Origin of the sequence: Solibacillus sp., from assembly GCF_040273735.1 — a bacterium.
Lineage (GTDB): Bacteria > Bacillota > Bacilli > Bacillales_A > Planococcaceae > Solibacillus.
The window spans coordinates 64,302-83,089 of record NZ_JBELZM010000007.1; the positions used below are offsets into that span (position 1 = coordinate 64,302).

An 18,788-nucleotide genomic window follows, 5' to 3' on the forward strand; every position below is an offset into this window, starting at 1 on the left:
TTAATATAATAGTAAATTTCAACTTAGAAGAGGAGAATACATTTTGAATACTGCAAAAGAAGTAAAAATTTCTGCTGCTGACCCGTCTGCTATCGGTTTGTTCGGTTTGGCAATCGTAACATTTGTTGCTTCCACCCAAAAGTTAGGCTGGACAGAAGGCTTAGGTTTGGTTATTCCTTGGGCAATATTTTTAGGAGGTATTGCACAATTTTATGCATCTGTATTAGATTCAAGGCATAATAATACATTTGGTACGACGGCATTCGGCGCTTATGGTTTGTTCTGGATGGGTGTCGGTATGAGCTGGTTCGTTCAAGCCGGTGTATTTGGTGCAACATTACAGGCATCTGCTGATACAACTCAGCTCGGTGTTGTGTATTTAGGTTATTTAATCTTTACCCTATTTATGACGATTGGTGCAGCTGAAACAAATAAAGTTCTATTCGCAATCTTCGTAATGATCGACTTCTTATTTATCGGCCTGACATTAAGCTCATTTGGAATTATGGAGCACGGCATGCATTTACTTGCAGCCTACTCTGAGTTAATCATTGCACTTTTATCACTTTACGGTGCGGGTGCTAATGTATTGAACAAGCATTTCGGCTTTAATTTCCTGCCGATTGGAAAGCCTTTTGGTATTTTCACAAGAGAAGCATTTTTAAAGAAGGAAAAAACGGTAAAGGCATAATTTAAAGAGGCATGGAAATTTTCAACTTCCCATGCCTCTTTCTTGTGCGAATTATTATGAATCCGTTCACTATAAATTTTGAAAAGATTCCCGCAGTGCATCACTGATTGTTTCGACACCGACGACTTGAATGTCCGGCGGGAACTCCCAGCCACCAATATTAGAAGCTGGAATAAAAGCGCGTTTAAATCCTAGCTTTGCCGCTTCCTGAACACGTTGTTCAATTCTCGAAACGCGGCGTACTTCTCCAGTTAACCCGACTTCCCCGATAAAGCAGTCTGTCGGACGTACTGTCTGATCTTTAAAGCTGGAAACAATACTTGTTAATACAGCTAAATCAATCGCTGGCTCATCCAGCTTCACGCCACCCGCAACTTTAATATACGCATCCTGTGCCTGAAGCATCATGCCCATGCGTTTTTCCAATACCGCCATTAAAAGCTGGACACGGTTTTGATCCACCCCTGTTGCCATTCGTTTCGGATAATTGAAACTCGTTGGGGTAACAAGAGATTGGATTTCTACCAAAATCGGGCGTGTCCCTTCCATAGATGCAACAATCGTTGAACCGGGGGCACCTTGCGAACGCTCCTGTAAAAATAACTCAGACGGGTTCAATACTTCCTTTAATCCTCCATGGAGCATTTCAAAAATCGCAATTTCATTTGTAGAACCAAAACGGTTTTTCTGACTGCGTAAAATCCGGTGATTATGATGGCGTTCCCCTTCAAAGTAAAGCACCGTGTCTACCATATGTTCTAAAATACGCGGTCCGGCAATCTGACCTTCTTTTGTAACGTGACCAACAAGGAAAATAGCAATATTTTTTGTTTTTGCAATACGCATCAGTTCCGCTGTACATTCACGTACTTGCGACACACTGCCTGGTGCGCTTGTTACTTCCGGATGGTGTACCGTTTGAATCGAATCGACAATGACAAATTTCGGTTGTACTTCATCAATAGTTTGATTTAAAAATTCCAGATTCGTTTCCGAGTAAATATAAAGCTCCGGCGTATGTACACCTAAACGTTCGGCACGAAGCTTCGTCTGACGAACAGATTCTTCACCGGAAATATATAAAACACGTTTTCCCTGATTGGAAAGAAGCGCCGATACTTGAAGTAATAAAGTCGATTTCCCGATACCCGGATCACCGCCTATCAATACAAGTGAACCTGGTACAATACCGCCTCCAAGTACACGGTTGAACTCATTCATTTCTGTAGCGATACGTGTTTCTTCCTGTACCTCCACATGAATAATAGGTGTTGCCTTTGTAGCTGTTGTAGAATGCTGGAACGCACCACGCGGTCCTTTTGTGATGACTTCGACTTCTTCATTCATCGTATTCCATTGACCACAGCCAGGACAGCGCCCCATCCATTTTGCCGCTTCATAGCCACAGCTGCTGCACATAAATTTAGATTTCTTTTTTGCCATTTTGCTAGCTCCTTCGAATGTTTGTTCCTATAATTGTACACGAAACAAATTCGAATACCCACTAATCTGCCGCAAACTTCTTTTTCGGTTAGCGTTTCGCACGAAAAATTATTGGTGTAAAGCCCGTTTCAGCATTGCTACAAATTGTGCACGAGTGACAGGAGCGTTAGGCTTGTAATTGCCTCGATCCCCACCAACGATGTTACAATCAGCCAACGCACTAATATAACCCGCTGCCCAATAATCTGATTTAACATCCTGGAATGTAGCAGAACCCTTTGCTTCTATTCCCATAGTTAAACTTAAAATTTTTGCAAATTGACCACGTGTTAAAGTACCTTCCGGATTAAAATAGCCATCTGATCCGTGAATTACATTCGCACGCTGCAGTTTGTACTTCTGGTTGTTCTGGTGTTGGTTCGGTCGGTTTTTCTCCGTTTTTAGTGAAGTAAATTTTAAACGGCTGTTTATTGACATTTCCCCAGTTTGTAAAGGGCTTTCTCAATTCATAATCAGCATATGCAATCAATTCCGATTGTTCCGGATGCGATTGCCGGCCTAAAAATACATTCTCTCCTCTTACATCAATCATATTCAGTTCGTTAAACGAAAAGGCATTTTCCTCAATATGTGCATTATTCGCAAACAGTGTAATACCGCCTATCTTGTTACCGTAAAAAGCACGAGCTCCAACTTTTGTCACTGTATCTTCCAGAACTAAATTTTCAAGAAGGTTTAATGAAAAAGCGTTATCTTCAATTGTTTGCAAGCGTTTCGGTAAGGATAATTCACTAATACGATTTTCCGAAAAGGCATAGCTTGGAATCACTTTAATATCACCTTTAATATGCACGGTATTCAGTCGATTTTTATTAAAGGTATACTCCCCCAGCTCTTTAACCGTTGAAGGAATCGTCAATTCATACAGCTGATTGTTAGCAAACGCATATGGTTCAATTGCTGTTACTGATTTTGGAATCATTAATGCCTTTATTTCATTTTCAAAAAAAGCTTTTTCCGAAATTTTTGTTAAGCTTTCCGGGATGGATACAGTAGAGATTCTATTTAACATAAATGCCCCTTCACCAATTGTCTTCAATGAATCCGGTAAAGTTAATGTTCCTTTTATACTGTTATAAAAAAATGCATATTTCCCGATGCTTTGAAGAGACGAAGGTAACTTTAATTCGATACCGTTCTCCCTGCCGGTAAAAGTATAAAACGCATAGTCATCAATTTTTCTTATGGAGTCCGGTAATATGACTGTACGGACTGGAGAAACCATACCCGTCGTATTGAACCGGTTCTCCTCTGTAAATGCCGCAAAGCCTATTTCAGTTACAGGTAAACCATCAATTTTAGCAGGAACGGTTAACGTTGTCTTCGATGTTTGACGTTTGTAGTCTGTAATACGTACTTCAAATTTTCCGTTATTTTTGAATACTTCATAATAAAAATCTCCTGATGTTTTTGCTATTTGATCTGAAAACTGAGGCGGAAATACAACTTTTTTAAATTGACCGATACGAAGCTCAATTTTTTCAACGGATTTGGGAATAGTCAATGTTGTATTTGCTAATTGTTCATTTTCACTAAATGCATGATGTCCAATTTCCTTTAATCCTTCAGGTAAAATCACTTGTTGTAAATCCTGCCAGTAAAACGCCCGCTGACCAATTCGCTTTAAACTTTTCGGTAACTTGACCTGCTTTATATAAGTTGGTTTTATGTCTGTATCTGCATAATCTGTACGCTGAATATAAAATGCCTCATCCGCAATTTCTGTTACAGGCAGCCCTTCGATTGTCTCTGGAATATTCAATATTTCAGGACAGTCGCTTTTACATCCTAAAATATGTATTTCCTTATTTGCAACAACTTCATACCTCAACTGATCTGTAATAATAGCCTCAATGCTTATTGGTACAACGAAACTGGTAATCAACGCAACCGCTAAGAATAATCCTACTATTTTTTTCATTTCAACCACCCTTCCTTATTTAGAAAAATTTGAATTCCTGTACTGACGGATTTTTTTAAATAAAGTTTCATTTTCCAAAAGAATTAAAAAAAGACGAAGCAGGAAATATCCTACCTCGTCTGTTTTTTAATTCGTTGCTACTTTTTCTTGTGTACGTACGACAAACTCATCATCTGCATAGTCAAGTACGACTGTTTGTGTCTTATCCAATGTACCTTTTAAAAGCTCTTCGGATAAGCGGTCTTCCACATGTTTTTGTAATGCACGGCGTAATGGACGCGCACCATATTGTGGATCATAGCCTTCTTCAGAAATCTTTTCAAGTGCTGCATCTGTAAGCTGCAGTTCGATATCCTGTTCTTTCAGACGATTCGTTAAAGAGTTCGCCATTAATGATACGATTTCTTTTAAGTGATCCTTTTCTAATGAATGGAACACAATCATTTCATCAATACGGTTTAAGAACTCTGGACGGAATGCCTTTTTCAGTTCTTCCAGCATTGTGTTCTTCATGTCTTTGTCTTTCGATGCATTTACACCGGCACCGAATCCTACATGTTTGCGGTATTTCAGAGCATCTGCCCCAACATTCGATGTCATAATGACTACTGTATTGCGGAAATCAACAACACGGCCTTTTGAGTCGGTTAAGCGGCCGTCTTCCAACACTTGTAATAGGATGTTGAATACATCCGGATGCGCTTTTTCGATTTCATCCAACAGTACAACCGAATATGGCTTGCGGCGGACTTTTTCTGTTAATTGACCACCATCGTCAAATCCTACATAGCCTGGAGGTGAACCGACTAAACGAGAAGTCGAATGTTTCTCCATGTACTCTGACATATCTACACGGATCATTGCATCTTCATCACCGAACATTACTTCAGCAAGTGCTCGTGCCAGTTCCGTTTTACCTACACCTGTAGGACCAAGGAAGATAAATGAACCGATTGGACGTTTCGGGTCTTTTAAGCCTGCACGTGCACGGCGGATTGCACGGGAAATTGCCTCTACTGCTTCACCTTGACCAACTACGCGTTTGTGTAATTCTTCTTCAAGGTTTAATAACTTCGCAGATTCTGCCTGGGCGATTTTAGAAACAGGAATTCCCGTCCACATCGCTACCACTTGCGCGATGTCGTCTACATATACTGTAGACTCTTCTTTGCCTTGTTTTTCTTTCCACTCTTTTTTCAGTTGTTCAAGCTCTTGTTTCAGCTTCTGCTCTGTATCGCGCAAAGCAGCTGCTTTTTCAAATTCCTGTCCTGAAACAGCGGCATTCTTTTCAGACTTGATGCCTTCCAATTTATCTTCCAACTCTTTTAAATTAGGTGGAACAGTATAAGAGCGTAAGCGCACTTTCGAACCAGCTTCATCAATCAAGTCAATTGCCTTATCCGGTAAGAAACGATCTGAAATGTAGCGATCAGATAATTTTGCAGCTGCTTCTACCGCTTCATCCGAAATTTTCACACGGTGATGTGCTTCATAGCGGTCACGTAAACCATTAATAATTTGGATTGTTTCTTCAACAGATGGCTCATCAACTTGAATCGGTTGGAAACGACGCTCTAATGCCGCGTCTTTTTCGATATATTTGCGGTACTCATCCAATGTTGTGGCACCGATACATTGCAGTTCGCCACGTGCCAATGATGGTTTCAAAATATTCGAGGCATCAATTGCACCTTCCGCGCCACCTGCACCGATCAATGTATGAAGCTCATCGATGAATAAAATAATATTGCCAGCCTGGCGAATTTCATCCATCACTTTTTTCAGACGGTCTTCAAATTCCCCACGATATTTCGTACCTGCAACAACTGTACCCATATCAAGCGTCATAACACGTTTATCGCGCAGTGTTTCCGGTACTTCATTATTGATAATTTGCTGTGCCAAGCCTTCTGCAATAGCCGTTTTACCGACACCTGGTTCCCCGATTAGTACAGGGTTGTTTTTTGTACGGCGTGACAGTACTTCTACAACACGTGTAATTTCTTTTGAGCGGCCGATAACCGGGTCAAGTGAACCTTCACGCGCTACCGCTGTTAAATCACGGGCTAAACTATCAAGTGTTGGTGTATTTACTGTTTGCGTCATGCTGGAGTTACCGCTATTGTTTGAATCATTATTGCCTAATAACAGTAAAACTTGCTGGCGTGCTTTATTGATGCTTACACCTGTATTCGCCAATACGCGGGCAGCAACGCCTTCACCTTCACGAATTAAAGCTAATAAAATATGCTCTGTTCCGACATATGCATGCCCTAATTTACGTGATTCATCCAATGAAAGTTCGATTACCTTTTTAGCACGTGGTGTGTAATGTACGATTGGGCCTACATCTTCAGTACCTTTTCCAACGAGTTCCTCGATGCCAGTTTCAATCATTTGAGGGCTAATATTAATTGCTTCTAAAGCTTTAGCGGCAATTCCGCCACCTTCACGAATTAAGCCAAGTAAAATATGTTCAGTTCCGATTTCTTTATGCTTAAGACGAATTGCCTCTTCTTGAGCAAGTTGTAATACCTTCTGAGCACGTTGTGTGAATCGATTAAACATCATAGAAAATCCTCTCCTTTTTCCCCATTGTTTGTAGCTTCATCTTGCTCGTTTAACTTTTCTTGCAACAGCTTCGCACGATACATGTCGCGCTCTGCCGGTTGTAACGTAGTACCAATATATTGCTGAATGAGTCCAGGTTGCATAATAAGCATGCACTCATTTAGTTTACGCTGTGAAATTGCTTCTAATAATCCTAAACTTACCCCAAGACGCACATTTGATAAACAGCTAGCAGCTTCTTCACTTGTTAAAATTTTTGCGTACTTCAATGTACCAAGTGAACGGCTTAAGCGATCTTCCAACATCGAAGGGGCACGCATTAGCAAATTTTTGCGGGCAAGTTCTTCTTTTTTGATCACTTGCTCTACAACATCCTGAAGCTCCTGCAAAATCATTTCTTCTGATTTACCTAATGTGATCTGGTTTGATATTTGATAAATATTCCCTAAATTTTCACTGCCTTCCCCATATATACCCCGCACAACCATTCCTAATCGTGTCATCATCTGAATTAATGGATTCATCTGTTTCATCATTGTAAGTGCTGGTAAATGGAGCATGACAGAAGCTCGAAGTCCTGTTCCGACATTTGTTGGGCAACTTGTCAAATAACCATAGCGGTCTTCATATGCATAAGCGATTGACTTACTTAAGTAGCGGTCAATATTACGAGCCTTATCAAATGCTTCTTTTAAATTCATCCCTTGCATAAGACTCTGTATGCGAATATGATCCTCTTCATTTACTAATATGCTAATGGATTCATCTTTTGTTAAAAAAAATGATCCAATTTTTTTTCTTCTTGCCAAATTTGGGCTGATTAAATGCTTCTCCACTAAAATTTGGCGTTGTAAAACCGGCATATCTTTTATTTGGAAATAGGAAAACTGATATGGGTTGTTATCCGAAGATAATAATGACTTCATCATTTTTTCTTCGATTATTTGTGCTTCCTGTTCTGTAAAACTTATCGGAAATCGAGTATTGGCAATATTACGAGCAAGCCGAATGCGCGTGCTTATGACGATATCGGAATCGCTTTCGTGTTGCATCCAGCTGGGACTGGCATTCGTTAAAAAATGCTCGATGTTCATGCGTTCCCCTCACCTTCCTGTTTTATTTTACTTTCCAATTCCCTTACTTCATCACGTATGGAAGCTGCATCTTCAAAACGCTCTTCCTCAATGGCTTGCTGCAGTGATGAACGGAGCTCTTGAATCTGTTGTTCTACTTTTTCTTTTGAAGGTCCTTCTTCCACATACCCAACATGCTGAGTACCTGCCTGAAGGCGTTCAAGTAGCTGTGGTAATTGCTCACTAAATGTTTCGTAACATTGACCGCATCCAAATTTGCCTTGCTTTAAAAACTGTCGGTACGTAAACCCACAGGAAGGACAGGATTTTGGGCTGTTTGTATTAGTTGTCGTACTTTCTTTCTTTGCATTCACAGGTACAAAATTGAACCAATTTGAAATAAGCTGCTGAAGAGATGCAGGCTCTTCATTTACGTCAAATTGAAATGGATGAAATTGAGTGGCACATACTTCACAGTAGTGACGCTCGACTTTTTGACCATTGTGAACTTGAGTAACGGTAACATTTGCATGACGCTGTTTACAATGCTCACATATCATAATAATCCACCTCTACTTTTCAAAAGAAATCGTTTGTAGCATTGCATGCATAATACGTGCTCTTAGCTGATCACGCAGCGGTAAAGCTACCTGTAATGTGACCCGATCTAAAGCGGCTTTCATAATGCTTGCTTCTCGCTCTGTAATAATGTCCTCATCCAATAACCTAAAAATAATACGTTCAGCATTAGTCTGAGCAATGGCGTTACCTATTTGTGTTTCCATTTCGTCCAGTAAATTTTTCTTAGAGTGGATTGTCACACGCAAAATCCGAATATAACCGCCACCACCCCGCTTACTCTCTACATAGTAGCCATGCTCGGTCGTGAAACGCGTATTGATAACGTAATTGATTTGGGAAGGAGCACAGGCAAATTGCTTTGCTAATTCATTTCGCTTTATTTCAATAAGTCCCTGTCCCTCTAATTCAATAACTTCCTTCAAATACCCTTCAATTATGTCAGATATATTCCTCATGCTGTCTCTCACCTCTCATCAACTGACTTTGACTATCTTTGACTTAAATATACAATATTTATTTTTTGAAATGCAACTAATCACTCTTGTTTTAGGTTTCCCTATTTTTACATTAATAAATCCCTATTTATGTAAAAAAGCGATAAGGTGTTTTTTAAACAAACCTTACCGCTTTTATGAACTTTGCCAAATTGAGGATAAATTATACCCAGCGTCCGACAATTGGATAATTCCAGTGCTGGTCAGATAATGCTTTTACAATACCGATGACCGGTGCAATCCAGAAGATGAGTAAAAATACTAATAGGAATGGTAAACCAATTAACAATACAGAAAGAACTCCTGCTATCGCTATTAAAATTCCGAATACAACCTGGAATAGCAATGCTTGGATTGCTGTACGCTTTACTTCATCTTCAGAACTTATCAAGAAAAACAGAATCGGTACTAGGAACGGTGCAAAGAATGCACTGGCATGAATGATGATTTTCGACCATTTAGATTCCATTTGTTATCAACCTCACTTTAGTTTATTAGCTTATTTACGGATAATATTCATAAAAGTTTCATAGAGAGGACAAAAAATCCCGAATTTTTATTTCGAGATTCCTTGTGAAGTCTAAATCTGATCAATATGGGCCTCTATCTTTCGGGTTGTCCCCTTCTTGAGGAAATAAAAAGTAGGAAATAACCGCGGTTAAGATGGTTGCTCCAATAACTATTAAAATCCGGTCACGGTCGCCTACTTCTGCATAATTGTTCACGAGCATAATATACGATGCAATCGCAACCCCAAGCGACAATGGTAAAACAAATTTCAAACGCCCTTTATGGAACTTCATCATTACAACGCCTTTCACTATTTACTGCATCCATTTTAATAGTTATATTACCTCAAATACTAATTACTGTAAATTTTTAATCTATATAGAAATATTACTGATATTATCCGATATAACAGTAAGATAGAATTATTTAATAAATAGATGAAACGAGGAAGAACATGGGTATTCTGTTTTCAAGAGCTACAAAAGTTTCAAACAAGCCTTATTTTAATATTGACGATTATGCACAGCAAGTAAATTTGGATGTTTCAAACTATCCTAACTTACATAAACAGCTACAATTGCTAAAATTAACGAAAGAGGATTTAGCCGTGATTAAACAGCTAGAACCTTTTGCACAGCAAGTTGTTCCAGTTATGGTGGAGAAGTTTTACAGTGCAATCAGCTTAAGTCCTGAACTCGTAGATATTATAGGAAGTTCAGCTCGAATGGAGCGTCTTAAAGGTACATTAACAAAGCATTTAGAAGCGATGTTCAATTGTAATATCGATTCAAATTATATAGAGGAACGACAAACGATTGCGCATGTCCATGTCAAAATCGGACTGCAATCAAAGTGGTATATTGCATCATTTCAATCGCTGATGACAACGTTTATCGACTTTATCAGTAAAGTTGAAATGTCGAATGAAGAAATGGCTAAAGCAATTAATGCTTTTTCAAAACTAATCAACTTCGAGCAGCAGCTTGTGATTGAAGCATATGAAAAAGAAGAGCAGCGCATTCGTACTGAAAGTTTGGAAATGAAATACCGAATTGTAGAGCGAATTCAACATACTGCACAAGAATTAACGCATATTAGTGATCAGACAAATGCCTCATTACAGGAGATTGCGAGTCAATCCGAAGAAATTGCTTCCAACACAACACAGGGATTGAATTTAGTAGCGGAAACAGAAAATAAATCAACGACTGGGACTACATATTTAGTTAACCAGACAGCAATCATGACAAACATTTTAGATCGTGTGGACACACTTGAATCATCAATGGTTAAACTGCGTCAATCTTCTAAAAAAATTGCTGAAATTGTAGGGTTAGTAACAGGAATTGCCGATCAGACAAACTTGCTTGCATTAAATGCATCTATTGAAGCAGCACGTGCAGGTGAACACGGGAAAGGATTTGCCGTAGTAGCTGATGAAGTTCGAAAGCTTGCTGAGGAAACTAAAAATGCGGTACAAAACGTCTCTCATTTAATTAAAGAAACCGAACTTAGTATTTCACAAATGTCTGACTCTGTTTCAAGTGTTGATGAGCAAGTAAAAATGAGCGTCGATACGCAAAAAAACTTGGCGGATTCCTTTACATCGATTACTGAAGCCGTTCATGGCATTAAAACACAATATGAAAACACCAATGAAGACATTCATGCCATTTCATCTGTTATTACCGGTTTAACACATACATCAAATAATGTGTTAACATCATCAGATTCATTGCTCCACATTGTTCAGGAACTGCATGATTAATTTTCCTTAAATACTAAAGGGATATCAAATGGCATTTTGCATTTGATATCCCTTTTTTATGCACGGCGTTTTTTTGATAATGCTCGCTTTTGCTTTCGATGCTCCTGACGAATCGGGCCTGTTTCAAATAAATGGCGTTCGAAGTCCGTCTCCGGCTCAACACCCGGCACTTCTTTCGGCTTGCCGTTTTCGTCAATCGCGACCATCGTTACGAATGATTCTGTCGTTAATTTCTTTGCACCTGTTTTAATATTTCTTGATACAACCCGTACATATACTTCCATCGAAGTACGACCTGTTCCAGATACAACAGCTTCCAACTCAATCATATCACCTGCATAGGCAGAGGATACGAAATCTACTGAGTCAAAAGAAGCAGTAACGACTTCGCCTTGGCAATGTTTCATAGCAGCAATCGCCGCAATTTCATCAATATATGCTAACACTTTTCCTCCGAATATCGATTGATGATGATTTGTATCAGGAGGTAGTACTAATCGTGTTTGGATAGATTTTGAAAAGCTCATCGGCAGAGTATTTTTCATAATCTTCCTCCTTTCTAAACTACACTCCATGTTACTATTCAGAAGATGGAAGTGCTAGTGCAAACTATTCATAATTCAACTTCATTGTAATAAATTTTAAATCGGTCATTTCTTCCACTGCATACTTAATGCCTTCTTTACCGTAGCCGCTCATTTTGACGCCCCCATACGGCATATTATCTACACGGAATGTTGGAATATCGTTAATGATGACCGCCCCTGCTTCAATCTCTTCAGCGGCTTTCATAGCATCTGTTAATACATTTGTGTAAATACCCGCATTTAACGCAAGCTCCGATTTATTTACAAGGGCAATTGCCTCGTCCAGTGTTTCATACGGCACAATGGATACAATCGGCGCAAAAGTCTCCTCACAAACAATTCTCATATCAGGCTTCACATTCGTCATGACCGTTGGAGAGCATGTGCGCTCTGTAAATTCAGCTCCTGCTGCAACCGTTGCACCTTGCTGTTTCGCCTCTTCAATCCATTTTTTTATACGGCTAACTTCATCAGGATGAATCATTGCACTCACATCCGTTTTTTCATCATGCGGATCTCCGACAACTAGTTTCTTTGTTTCTTCAACAAATAATTTTGTAAATGTTTCATAAACTGAAGTATGAACATAAATACGTTGCAATGAAATACATACTTGTCCTGCAAATCCAAATGCACCGCCTACACCACGCTTCATTATTTTTTCAAGCGGTGTTGAAGGTTCAACAATGAGTGCCGCATTTGAACCAAGCTCTAATGTAATTTTTCGCAAGCCGATTTTTTCTTTAATTTTTAGGCCAACCGCGCCACTTCCTGTAAATGTCACTTTTTTTACAAGTGGATGTGTTACAAGTGTTTCGCTCAACTCCCCGCCGCTGCCTGTTACAATTTGCAAAGCGCCATCCGGTAAACCTGCTTCTTTGAAGATTTCAGCCATTGCAAGTGCACTTAACGGGGTTTGGGATGCAGGCTTTAATACAACTGTATTTCCTACTGCAAAGGCTGGGCCTAATTTATGGGCTACGAGATTAAATGGAAAATTAAACGGTGTAATCGCAGAAACTACGCCCAATGGAACTCGCTTCGTATAACCGATTCTGTCTTTTACGCCTGGTGCTGCATCCATCGGGATCGTTTCACCTGTACTTTGTTTTGCCGCTTCTGCAGCAAACTGGTAGGTCGCAATCGTACGGTCTATTTCGGCAATACCTGCTGAAATCGGTTTTGCCGCTTCATCCGCCAATATTTTTGCAAGTTCTTGTCTACGTTCCCTCATGATCGTTACGACTTTGTATAAAATTTCGGCCCGTTCATACGCAGTCGTTTTTTTGAATGACTGGAATGTTTGATGTGCACCTTCAACTGCACGCTCTACGTCCGCTGCCGTTGCTTTTGCTACATTTGCAAGTACTTCTCCCGTATAAGGTGCTGTTAACTCAGTCGTTTCATTCGTACTTTCCCATTGGCCATTAATCCATAATTTTGTCTGTTTCATTTAATTCACTCCTTACTATTGTTTACCCAAATTAAAAAAATATATCGAGAATATCGAATGCTAATAAAAATGGGATATCGCCTATATAATCGCTCATTGCAAGAGCCTGCATAAATAATAAACTATCGTTGAAATCCGATAACATATTGTTTTCCATCAAACTTTTCAGCACATACTGGGCAGCGGTCATTAAAGCATACGCTTGCATATCCACAAACATCGGAAGTTTGACGAGTCTCTGTTCCATTTCTACAATTTCATCGACAACTTCCGTTTCAGCTCCTGCTAAAGCAAGCAAAGCTAAATATGGATAAAACCTTTTCTTTACTTTCACGCCCCTATTAATAAATGACTGCTTCATCGCAACTACATAATCAACCAATACAGGCTGAAACTCTCCATCATACAATGGCAATAGCTGTGTCATTGCCTGCAGGGCATCCCCTTTTTTAAATCCATTACCGTGTAATGCATCATAGTATTTCCGCATTGTTCCGGCGAGCTTAACCGGATTATTTTGCTTTTTTGTCAGCAAAACTGCATATGGGATATCATCTTTGCCCGTCAGGAAGAAATGATACTTCTTCATTTCGTCATGTAAGATTTTCGCTTTTTTCGCATGTGCTTCGTCTATTAAAAAAAGAGCTGCAATACGTTGATACCCGCTGCTTTTAAACCCTGCATTCAACAACGCCTTTTCATTTAAACTTACTCGATAAAGCTCCTGTTCAGGCTGCGGATGCAATAAGAAATGGGTTAACATTTTATACGTTAAAACCGATTTATTTGATGGCGTAGAGAAAAACTCGACGAATGATTGCTTTGACTTTTGACTATGTATATCTTTTACATTTCCCTCAAATAAAGGACCATTAAATGTTTCACGTGAAAATGTAAATTGTACCGCTAACGGTATCCGGGCATTGCTTTGAACACCCGCTCCGAAAAATAGCTCCATCCGCTCATTATTGTTTTTAAGTAATTGTATAAAGGCTGTTTGATCCATCAGTTCACACTCCTCCTTATGATTATACGCCTAAATTTTTAAAGTGAAAAAATTTTGCTTTTTTCCACAACAAAAAGAGAACGCTGGTTTTCGGACCAGCATTCCCTTTTACAACGCTATACTTTAAGCTCATCAAGCTCTTCTTTTGTGAAAGCCCGTGATCTTGATAAAAAGCGCTTTCCTTCGACGCCTTCTAAAGAAAACATACCACCACGTCCATCGACGACATCGATAATAATCTGTGTATGCTTCCAATAATCATATTGGTTTTTGTGCATATAAAATGGACTTCCGCCAATATAACCAAGCAATATATCCTGGTTGCCGATAATTAAATCGCCATCCGGATAACACATTGGGGACGAACCATCACAGCAGCCTCCGGATTGATGGAACATAACCGGCCCGTGGCGTTCTTTCAACTTCTCGATCAATTGCAGTGCTGTATCGGTTGCTATAACGCGTTCAACCAAATTTTGCACCCCCTCTCTTAGAAGAAGCCTAAGCGGTTTTCATCATAGCTTACTAAAAGGTTTTTCGTTTGTTGATAGTGGCTTAACATCATTTTATGATTTTCGCGTCCAACACCACTCATTTTGTAGCCGCCAAACGCCGCATGTGCCGGATATGCATGGTAGCAGTTCGTCCATACACGTCCTGCCTGAATACCTCGGCCAAAACGGTAAGCGGTATTCATATCACGTGTCCAGACGCCTGAACCCAGTCCATATAACGTATCATTTGCGATTTCCAAAGCTTCTTCTTTCGTTTTAAATGTTGTTACAGCAACAACCGGGCCGAAAATTTCCTCTTGGAAAATACGCATTTTATTATGACCTTTAAATACAGTCGGTTTAATATAATAGCCGTCTGCAAAATCGCCGCCTAAATCGTTTTTCTCGCCGCCGATTAAGCACTCCGCACCTTCTTCTTTACCGATTTGTAAATAAGATTGGATTTTCTCCATTTGTTCTGATGATGCTTGAGCACCCATCATTGTATCTGTATCTAAAGGGTTTCCTGTTTTAATTGCTTCTACGCGCTTTAATACGCGCTCCATAAATTTCTCGTAAATCGATTCCTGAATAAGTGCACGAGAAGGACATGTACATACTTCACCTTGGTTTAAAGCGAATAATACAAAGCCTTCCACCGCTTTATCCAAAAATGCATCGTCTGCATCCATAATATCTTCAAAGAAAATGTTCGGTGATTTACCGCCCAATTCAAGAGTAACAGGAATTAGATTTTGTGATGCATATTGCATAATAAGGCGACCTGTCGTCGTCTCACCGGTAAATGCTATTTTACCAATGCGCGGATTCGAAGCTAACGGTTTTCCTGCTTCTAAACCGAAGCCATTTACAACATTCAGCACACCTGGCGGAAGTAAATCTTCAATCAGCTCAACAAGCACTAAAATGGATACCGGTGTTTGCTCAGCCGGCTTTAATACGACACAGTTTCCTGCAGCTAAAGCAGGTGCCAATTTCCAGACAGCCATCAATAACGGGAAGTTCCATGGAATAATTTGTCCAACTACCCCAATTGGCTCATGGAAGTGATATGCCACTGTGTTTTCATCAATCTGACTAAGAGACCCTTCCTGTGCGCGTAAAGCACCCGCAAAGTAGCGGAAGTGATCAATGCCCAAAGGTAAATCTGCATTCAATGTTTCACGTACTGCCTTACCGTTATCCCATGTTTCTGCAACGGCCAGCATTTCTAAATTTTGTTCCATACGATCTGCAATTTTAAGTAAAATATTCGAGCGCTCAGTTGCTGATGTCTTACCCCAGGCATCCTTTGCTGCATGTGCTGCATCTAAAGCAAGCTCGATATCTTCTTCCGTAGAGCGTGCCACTTGGGTAAATTCTTTACCAGTTACAGGGGTAATATTGTCGAAGTACTCCCCTTTTACTGGCGGTGTCCATTTACCACCGATAAAGTTGTCGTAACGCTCCTTGAAATTTACTAATGCGCCATCCGTGTTTGGATTTTGATACACTGCTGCCATTGAAATCTCTCCCCTTTGCACAAATTATGGTGACCATACATTCTCATAAAAAGGCAGTGCTGAAATTCATGCTGTAAAGCTCACTTTTCTGTGAGAGGTATCTTCATCTATTATATTGTCAGAAAAGTTGAATCATTTCAAATATTAAACTACAGTTTTCTGATTATTTTATTATTCTTCACTCTGTTATACTGAAATTGAAGAGAATACTATAATAAAAATGTATAAAATGGGTAAATTCCAGTAAGGATAGTTTTGTTCATTATTTAATCAAGCGTCATTTTGAACGAAGTATTACAAAATTACAGATAAACTCATGTATACTGAAGATATTCTATTAGTAGGTGAAAAATTATGAGAATTAATAAATTTTTAGCAGAAACAGGCATCGTGTCCCGTCGCGGTGCAGATAAATGGGTGGAAGACGGCCGTGTAAAAATCAATGGGGTTGTTGCGACAAACGGTAGCCAAGTTGAAACAGGCGATGAAGTATTAGTTGATGGCAAGCCTGTAAAAAGACAGGAAGAATTAGTCTACATTGTACTGAACAAGCCTGTTGGAATTACGAGTACAACGGAAAAGCATATCGAAGGAAATGTTGTCGATTTTGTAAACCACCCGCTCCGTATTTTCCATATCGGACGTCTGGATAAAGATTCAGAAGGATTACTGCTTCTCACAAATGATGGGGATATTGTAAACGAAATTTTACGGGCAGAAAACCACCATGAAAAGGAATATGTTGTACAGGTGGACAAGCCGATTACCGATCAATTTATTCGTGACATGAGCTCGGGCGTGGAAATTTTAGATACAACGACATTGCCTTGCCGAGTAGAAAAGGTTTCCTCAAAAGTATTTAAAATTATTTTAGAACAAGGATTAAATCGTCAAATTCGCCGTATGTGTTCTGCTCTTGGCTATTCTGTTCAGCGATTACAGCGTATTCGTATTATGAATATTCATATCGGCAATTTAAAAGTCGGACAGTGGCGTGACCTTACAGATAAAGAAAGAAATGAACTGTTCCAATTACTGAACTACACACCAAAGCAATAAAGACTGTTCTCATATTGTGAGCATTCCTTTATGGGCAAGGGGGTATCATCATGCTGACAATTAAACCAACTGAAAACTTAACAGGATTGACGGTAAGTGGAGATTATTGGGATTTAGATGATATTATTCATGCAATTTATGAAGTGATCGGGGAAGAAAAGCGCTACTTTCATTATGAGGGAGTAAGGCAGCGCTTATTATTATTTTGTTTAAAAATGCGCCAGGCTTCCAAAGGGGAACACCATATGGATTTCGTACAAAATGGTATGAATAAAGAGACGAGAAAGAAAATGAATGCCATTATACCAGAGCGAAATATTTATTACGGTGACAATTTTTTATTACCTGAGCTTGTTTTTGCAGCACTGGCATTAAATGATTTCGTTTCTCTTTATAAAAAGACTATAAATAATTCGGAGTGGAGCATCGCTGTTACTTCGGTTCGTAAATTCCAAGCACTTGTTGCTGACGCGATCGCCTCTTTCATGACAAAGGAGCATTACGTAGCGTTTTTAACGAGGCTTCATACAAAATCACCTTTGTTTCATCAGTATGCAACGCAGTATGTTGATATTTTAAATTTGGAGTATTTATCATTAACTAAAGAGGAACGTGCAGCACATATTACATCGTTTGCTTTTCGCCTTTTAACAGAGGATGAGACTTATAAAGTGCTCATTCAGCAGCTTTTAGGGGTGACAAGCATTTCAAAGCAATCATTCCACGAAGTGGAGCTCACATTCAAATATCCAGAAGAGGATACCATCGTTTGGTAGGCTTTGTAGGAATCTTAATAATAAAAGTCCGCTATTTTCAATTTGAAAGTAGCGGACTTGTTTTCATTCTATAATCCACCTAAATAAGCGGCTCTTACTTCATCGCTTTCCTGCAGTTCTTTTGCTGAGCCTGTCAGGACGATTTTGCCTGTTTCCAAAACATAGGCACGATGGGCAACGGATAATGCCATATGGGCGTTTTGCTCTACAAGCAGTACCGTCACGCCTTCTTTGTTGACCATTTCGATAATGTTGAAGATATTTTTTACCATGAGCGGAGCAAGACCCATTGATGGCTCATCCATGATAATCAGCTTCGGCTTAGCCATTAGAGCCCGGCCCATCGCAAGCATTTGCTGTTCACCGCCTGATAATGTCCCTGAAAGCTGCTTGCGTCGTTCTAACAGACGAGGGAATAACTCAAATACATGATTCAAATCCTTTTTTATCGCTTCTCTGTCATTTCGTAAATAGGCACCCAATTCCAGATTTTCTTCCACTGTCATATTCGAGAATACACGACGGCCTTCCGGTACATGGGAGATTCCTGCCTTTACAATCGATTGTGCCGGCTTTCCATCAATTGCAGTACCTAAATATTCAATCGAGCCGCGCTTTGGTTTCAGTAAACCTGAAATTGTTTTTAGCAATGTGCTTTTCCCTGCTCCATTGGCACCAATCAGTGTAACAATTTCACCTTCTTTTACTTCGAGGGAGATTCCTTTCAATGCTTGGATATTACCATAGAAAACATCGATATCATTGATTATTAGCATA

The 18,788-nt window shown here is 39.6% G+C and carries 19 protein-coding genes; 4 read left to right on the forward strand and 15 right to left on the reverse strand.

Features of this window, described 5'->3' with window-relative positions:
• The first annotated feature begins 43 nt into the window (after positions 1 to 43).
• The gene (locus ABS917_RS08935; RefSeq protein ID WP_350478650.1) at positions 44 to 691 is read left to right on the forward strand and encodes an acetate uptake transporter; all 648 of its coding nucleotides are present in this window, start codon (positions 44 to 46) and stop codon (positions 689 to 691) included.
• Positions 692 to 760: 69 nt separating this feature from the next.
• Here ABS917_RS08935 and radA read toward each other — a convergent pair whose 3' ends face one another.
• The 9 genes from radA to ABS917_RS08980 all read right to left on the reverse strand — a co-directional run bounded on the left by radA (position 761) and on the right by ABS917_RS08980 (position 9,656).
• Entirely contained in the window at positions 761 to 2,134 is a 1,374-nt protein-coding gene (radA, locus tag ABS917_RS08940) for a DNA repair protein RadA (protein ID WP_350478651.1), read from the reverse strand.
• A gap of 108 nt (positions 2,135 to 2,242) precedes the next feature.
• Positions 2,243 to 2,524, reverse strand: coding sequence for an S-layer homology domain-containing protein (locus ABS917_RS08945; protein ID WP_350478733.1), 282 nt, complete (start codon positions 2,522 to 2,524; stop codon positions 2,243 to 2,245).
• Complete coding sequence (locus tag ABS917_RS08950; RefSeq protein WP_350478652.1) at positions 2,481 to 4,115, reverse strand: leucine-rich repeat domain-containing protein; 1,635 nt, start codon at positions 4,113 to 4,115, stop codon at positions 2,481 to 2,483. Before ABS917_RS08950 ends, ABS917_RS08945 begins: the two co-directional genes overlap by 44 nt.
• 126 nt (positions 4,116 to 4,241) lie before the next feature.
• Positions 4,242 to 6,686, reverse strand: coding sequence for an ATP-dependent Clp protease ATP-binding subunit (locus ABS917_RS08955; RefSeq protein ID WP_079523514.1), 2,445 nt, complete (start codon positions 6,684 to 6,686; stop codon positions 4,242 to 4,244).
• Positions 6,683 to 7,780, reverse strand: coding sequence for a protein-arginine kinase McsB (gene mcsB / locus ABS917_RS08960; RefSeq protein WP_350478653.1), 1,098 nt, complete (start codon positions 7,778 to 7,780; stop codon positions 6,683 to 6,685). Before mcsB ends, ABS917_RS08955 begins: the two co-directional genes overlap by 4 nt.
• Positions 7,777 to 8,319: a UvrB/UvrC motif-containing protein gene (locus ABS917_RS08965; protein ID WP_350478654.1), complete on the reverse strand. Its 543-nt coding sequence runs from the start codon at positions 8,317 to 8,319 to the stop codon at positions 7,777 to 7,779. The genes mcsB and ABS917_RS08965 overlap by 4 nt, the downstream gene beginning before the upstream one ends.
• 12 nt (positions 8,320 to 8,331) lie before the next feature.
• The gene (locus ABS917_RS08970; protein WP_251690919.1) at positions 8,332 to 8,796 is read right to left on the reverse strand and encodes a CtsR family transcriptional regulator; all 465 of its coding nucleotides are present in this window, start codon (positions 8,794 to 8,796) and stop codon (positions 8,332 to 8,334) included.
• 202 nt (positions 8,797 to 8,998) lie between these two features.
• On the reverse strand, positions 8,999 to 9,304 hold the full coding sequence (locus tag ABS917_RS08975) for a DUF4870 domain-containing protein (protein WP_079523518.1): 306 nt from the start codon (positions 9,302 to 9,304) through the stop codon (positions 8,999 to 9,001).
• Positions 9,305 to 9,425: 121 nt separating this feature from the next.
• Positions 9,426 to 9,656, reverse strand: a complete 231-nt coding sequence (locus ABS917_RS08980) for an acyltransferase (RefSeq protein WP_251690922.1) — start codon at positions 9,654 to 9,656, stop codon at positions 9,426 to 9,428.
• Between the two features lie 143 nt (positions 9,657 to 9,799).
• Here ABS917_RS08980 and ABS917_RS08985 point away from each other — a divergent pair, with 143 nt between their 5' ends.
• Entirely contained in the window at positions 9,800 to 11,113 is a 1,314-nt protein-coding gene (locus tag ABS917_RS08985; RefSeq protein ID WP_350478655.1) for a protoglobin domain-containing protein, read from the forward strand.
• A gap of 56 nt (positions 11,114 to 11,169) precedes the next feature.
• Here ABS917_RS08985 and ABS917_RS08990 read toward each other — a convergent pair whose 3' ends face one another.
• The 5 genes from ABS917_RS08990 to adh form a co-directional block, all read right to left on the reverse strand.
• Complete coding sequence (locus ABS917_RS08990; RefSeq protein WP_008407032.1) at positions 11,170 to 11,658, reverse strand: acyl-CoA thioesterase; 489 nt, start codon at positions 11,656 to 11,658, stop codon at positions 11,170 to 11,172.
• Between the two features lie 64 nt (positions 11,659 to 11,722).
• On the reverse strand, positions 11,723 to 13,153 hold the full coding sequence (locus tag ABS917_RS08995) for an aldehyde dehydrogenase family protein (RefSeq protein ID WP_350478657.1): 1,431 nt from the start codon (positions 13,151 to 13,153) through the stop codon (positions 11,723 to 11,725).
• Positions 13,154 to 13,184: 31 nt separating this feature from the next.
• The gene (locus ABS917_RS09000; protein WP_350478658.1) at positions 13,185 to 14,159 is read right to left on the reverse strand and encodes a DUF4003 family protein; all 975 of its coding nucleotides are present in this window, start codon (positions 14,157 to 14,159) and stop codon (positions 13,185 to 13,187) included.
• 116 nt (positions 14,160 to 14,275) lie between these two features.
• A complete protein-coding gene (locus ABS917_RS09005) occupies positions 14,276 to 14,632 on the reverse strand; it encodes a DUF779 domain-containing protein (protein ID WP_350478659.1) in 357 nt (118 codons plus the stop codon).
• A 17-nt stretch (positions 14,633 to 14,649) separates the two neighbouring features.
• Positions 14,650 to 16,176, reverse strand: coding sequence for an aldehyde dehydrogenase (gene adh, locus ABS917_RS09010; protein WP_350478660.1), 1,527 nt, complete (start codon positions 16,174 to 16,176; stop codon positions 14,650 to 14,652).
• Between the two features lie 354 nt (positions 16,177 to 16,530).
• Between adh and rluF the strand changes: the two genes are divergently transcribed.
• Both rluF and ABS917_RS09020 read left to right on the forward strand, forming a co-directional pair.
• The gene (gene rluF / locus ABS917_RS09015) at positions 16,531 to 17,235 is read left to right on the forward strand and encodes a 23S rRNA pseudouridine(2604) synthase RluF (RefSeq protein ID WP_079523525.1); all 705 of its coding nucleotides are present in this window, start codon (positions 16,531 to 16,533) and stop codon (positions 17,233 to 17,235) included.
• Between the two features lie 50 nt (positions 17,236 to 17,285).
• Entirely contained in the window at positions 17,286 to 18,011 is a 726-nt protein-coding gene (locus ABS917_RS09020) for a DUF6904 family protein (RefSeq protein ID WP_350478661.1), read from the forward strand.
• A 68-nt stretch (positions 18,012 to 18,079) separates the two neighbouring features.
• Here ABS917_RS09020 and ABS917_RS09025 read toward each other — a convergent pair whose 3' ends face one another.
• Positions 18,080 to 18,787 carry an ABC transporter ATP-binding protein gene (locus ABS917_RS09025; protein WP_350478662.1) on the reverse strand — a complete coding sequence of 236 codons (708 nt, stop codon included), beginning with the start codon at positions 18,785 to 18,787 and terminating at the stop codon, positions 18,080 to 18,082.
• Position 18,788: the final 1 nt, after the last annotated feature.

Excerpts from the sequence above, each read along its gene's own strand:
- ABS917_RS08965 (WP_350478654.1), bottom strand. The coding sequence starts at position 8,319 with ATGATATGTGAGCATTGTAAACAGCGTCATGCAAATGTTACCGTTACT.
- radA (WP_350478651.1), bottom strand. The coding sequence starts at position 2,134 with ATGGCAAAAAAGAAATCTAAATTTATGTGCAGCAGCTGTGGCTATGAA.
- ABS917_RS08985 (WP_350478655.1), top strand. The coding sequence starts at position 9,800 with ATGGGTATTCTGTTTTCAAGAGCTACAAAAGTTTCAAACAAGCCTTAT.
- ABS917_RS08950 (WP_350478652.1), bottom strand. The coding sequence starts at position 4,115 with ATGAAAAAAATAGTAGGATTATTCTTAGCGGTTGCGTTGATTACCAGT.
- ABS917_RS08995 (WP_350478657.1), bottom strand. The coding sequence starts at position 13,153 with ATGAAACAGACAAAATTATGGATTAATGGCCAATGGGAAAGTACGAAT.
- ABS917_RS09025 (WP_350478662.1), bottom strand. The coding sequence starts at position 18,787 with ATGCTAATAATCAATGATATCGATGTTTTCTATGGTAATATCCAAGCA.
- rluF (WP_079523525.1), top strand. The coding sequence starts at position 16,531 with ATGAGAATTAATAAATTTTTAGCAGAAACAGGCATCGTGTCCCGTCGC.
- ABS917_RS08970 (WP_251690919.1), bottom strand. The coding sequence starts at position 8,796 with ATGAGGAATATATCTGACATAATTGAAGGGTATTTGAAGGAAGTTATT.
- ABS917_RS08955 (WP_079523514.1), bottom strand. The coding sequence starts at position 6,686 with ATGATGTTTAATCGATTCACACAACGTGCTCAGAAGGTATTACAACTT.
- ABS917_RS08990 (WP_008407032.1), bottom strand. The coding sequence starts at position 11,658 with ATGAAAAATACTCTGCCGATGAGCTTTTCAAAATCTATCCAAACACGA.
- ABS917_RS08975 (WP_079523518.1), bottom strand. The coding sequence starts at position 9,304 with ATGGAATCTAAATGGTCGAAAATCATCATTCATGCCAGTGCATTCTTT.
- ABS917_RS09000 (WP_350478658.1), bottom strand. The coding sequence starts at position 14,159 with ATGGATCAAACAGCCTTTATACAATTACTTAAAAACAATAATGAGCGG.
- ABS917_RS09020 (WP_350478661.1), top strand. The coding sequence starts at position 17,286 with ATGCTGACAATTAAACCAACTGAAAACTTAACAGGATTGACGGTAAGT.
- adh (WP_350478660.1), bottom strand. The coding sequence starts at position 16,176 with ATGGCAGCAGTGTATCAAAATCCAAACACGGATGGCGCATTAGTAAAT.
- mcsB (WP_350478653.1), bottom strand. The coding sequence starts at position 7,780 with ATGAACATCGAGCATTTTTTAACGAATGCCAGTCCCAGCTGGATGCAA.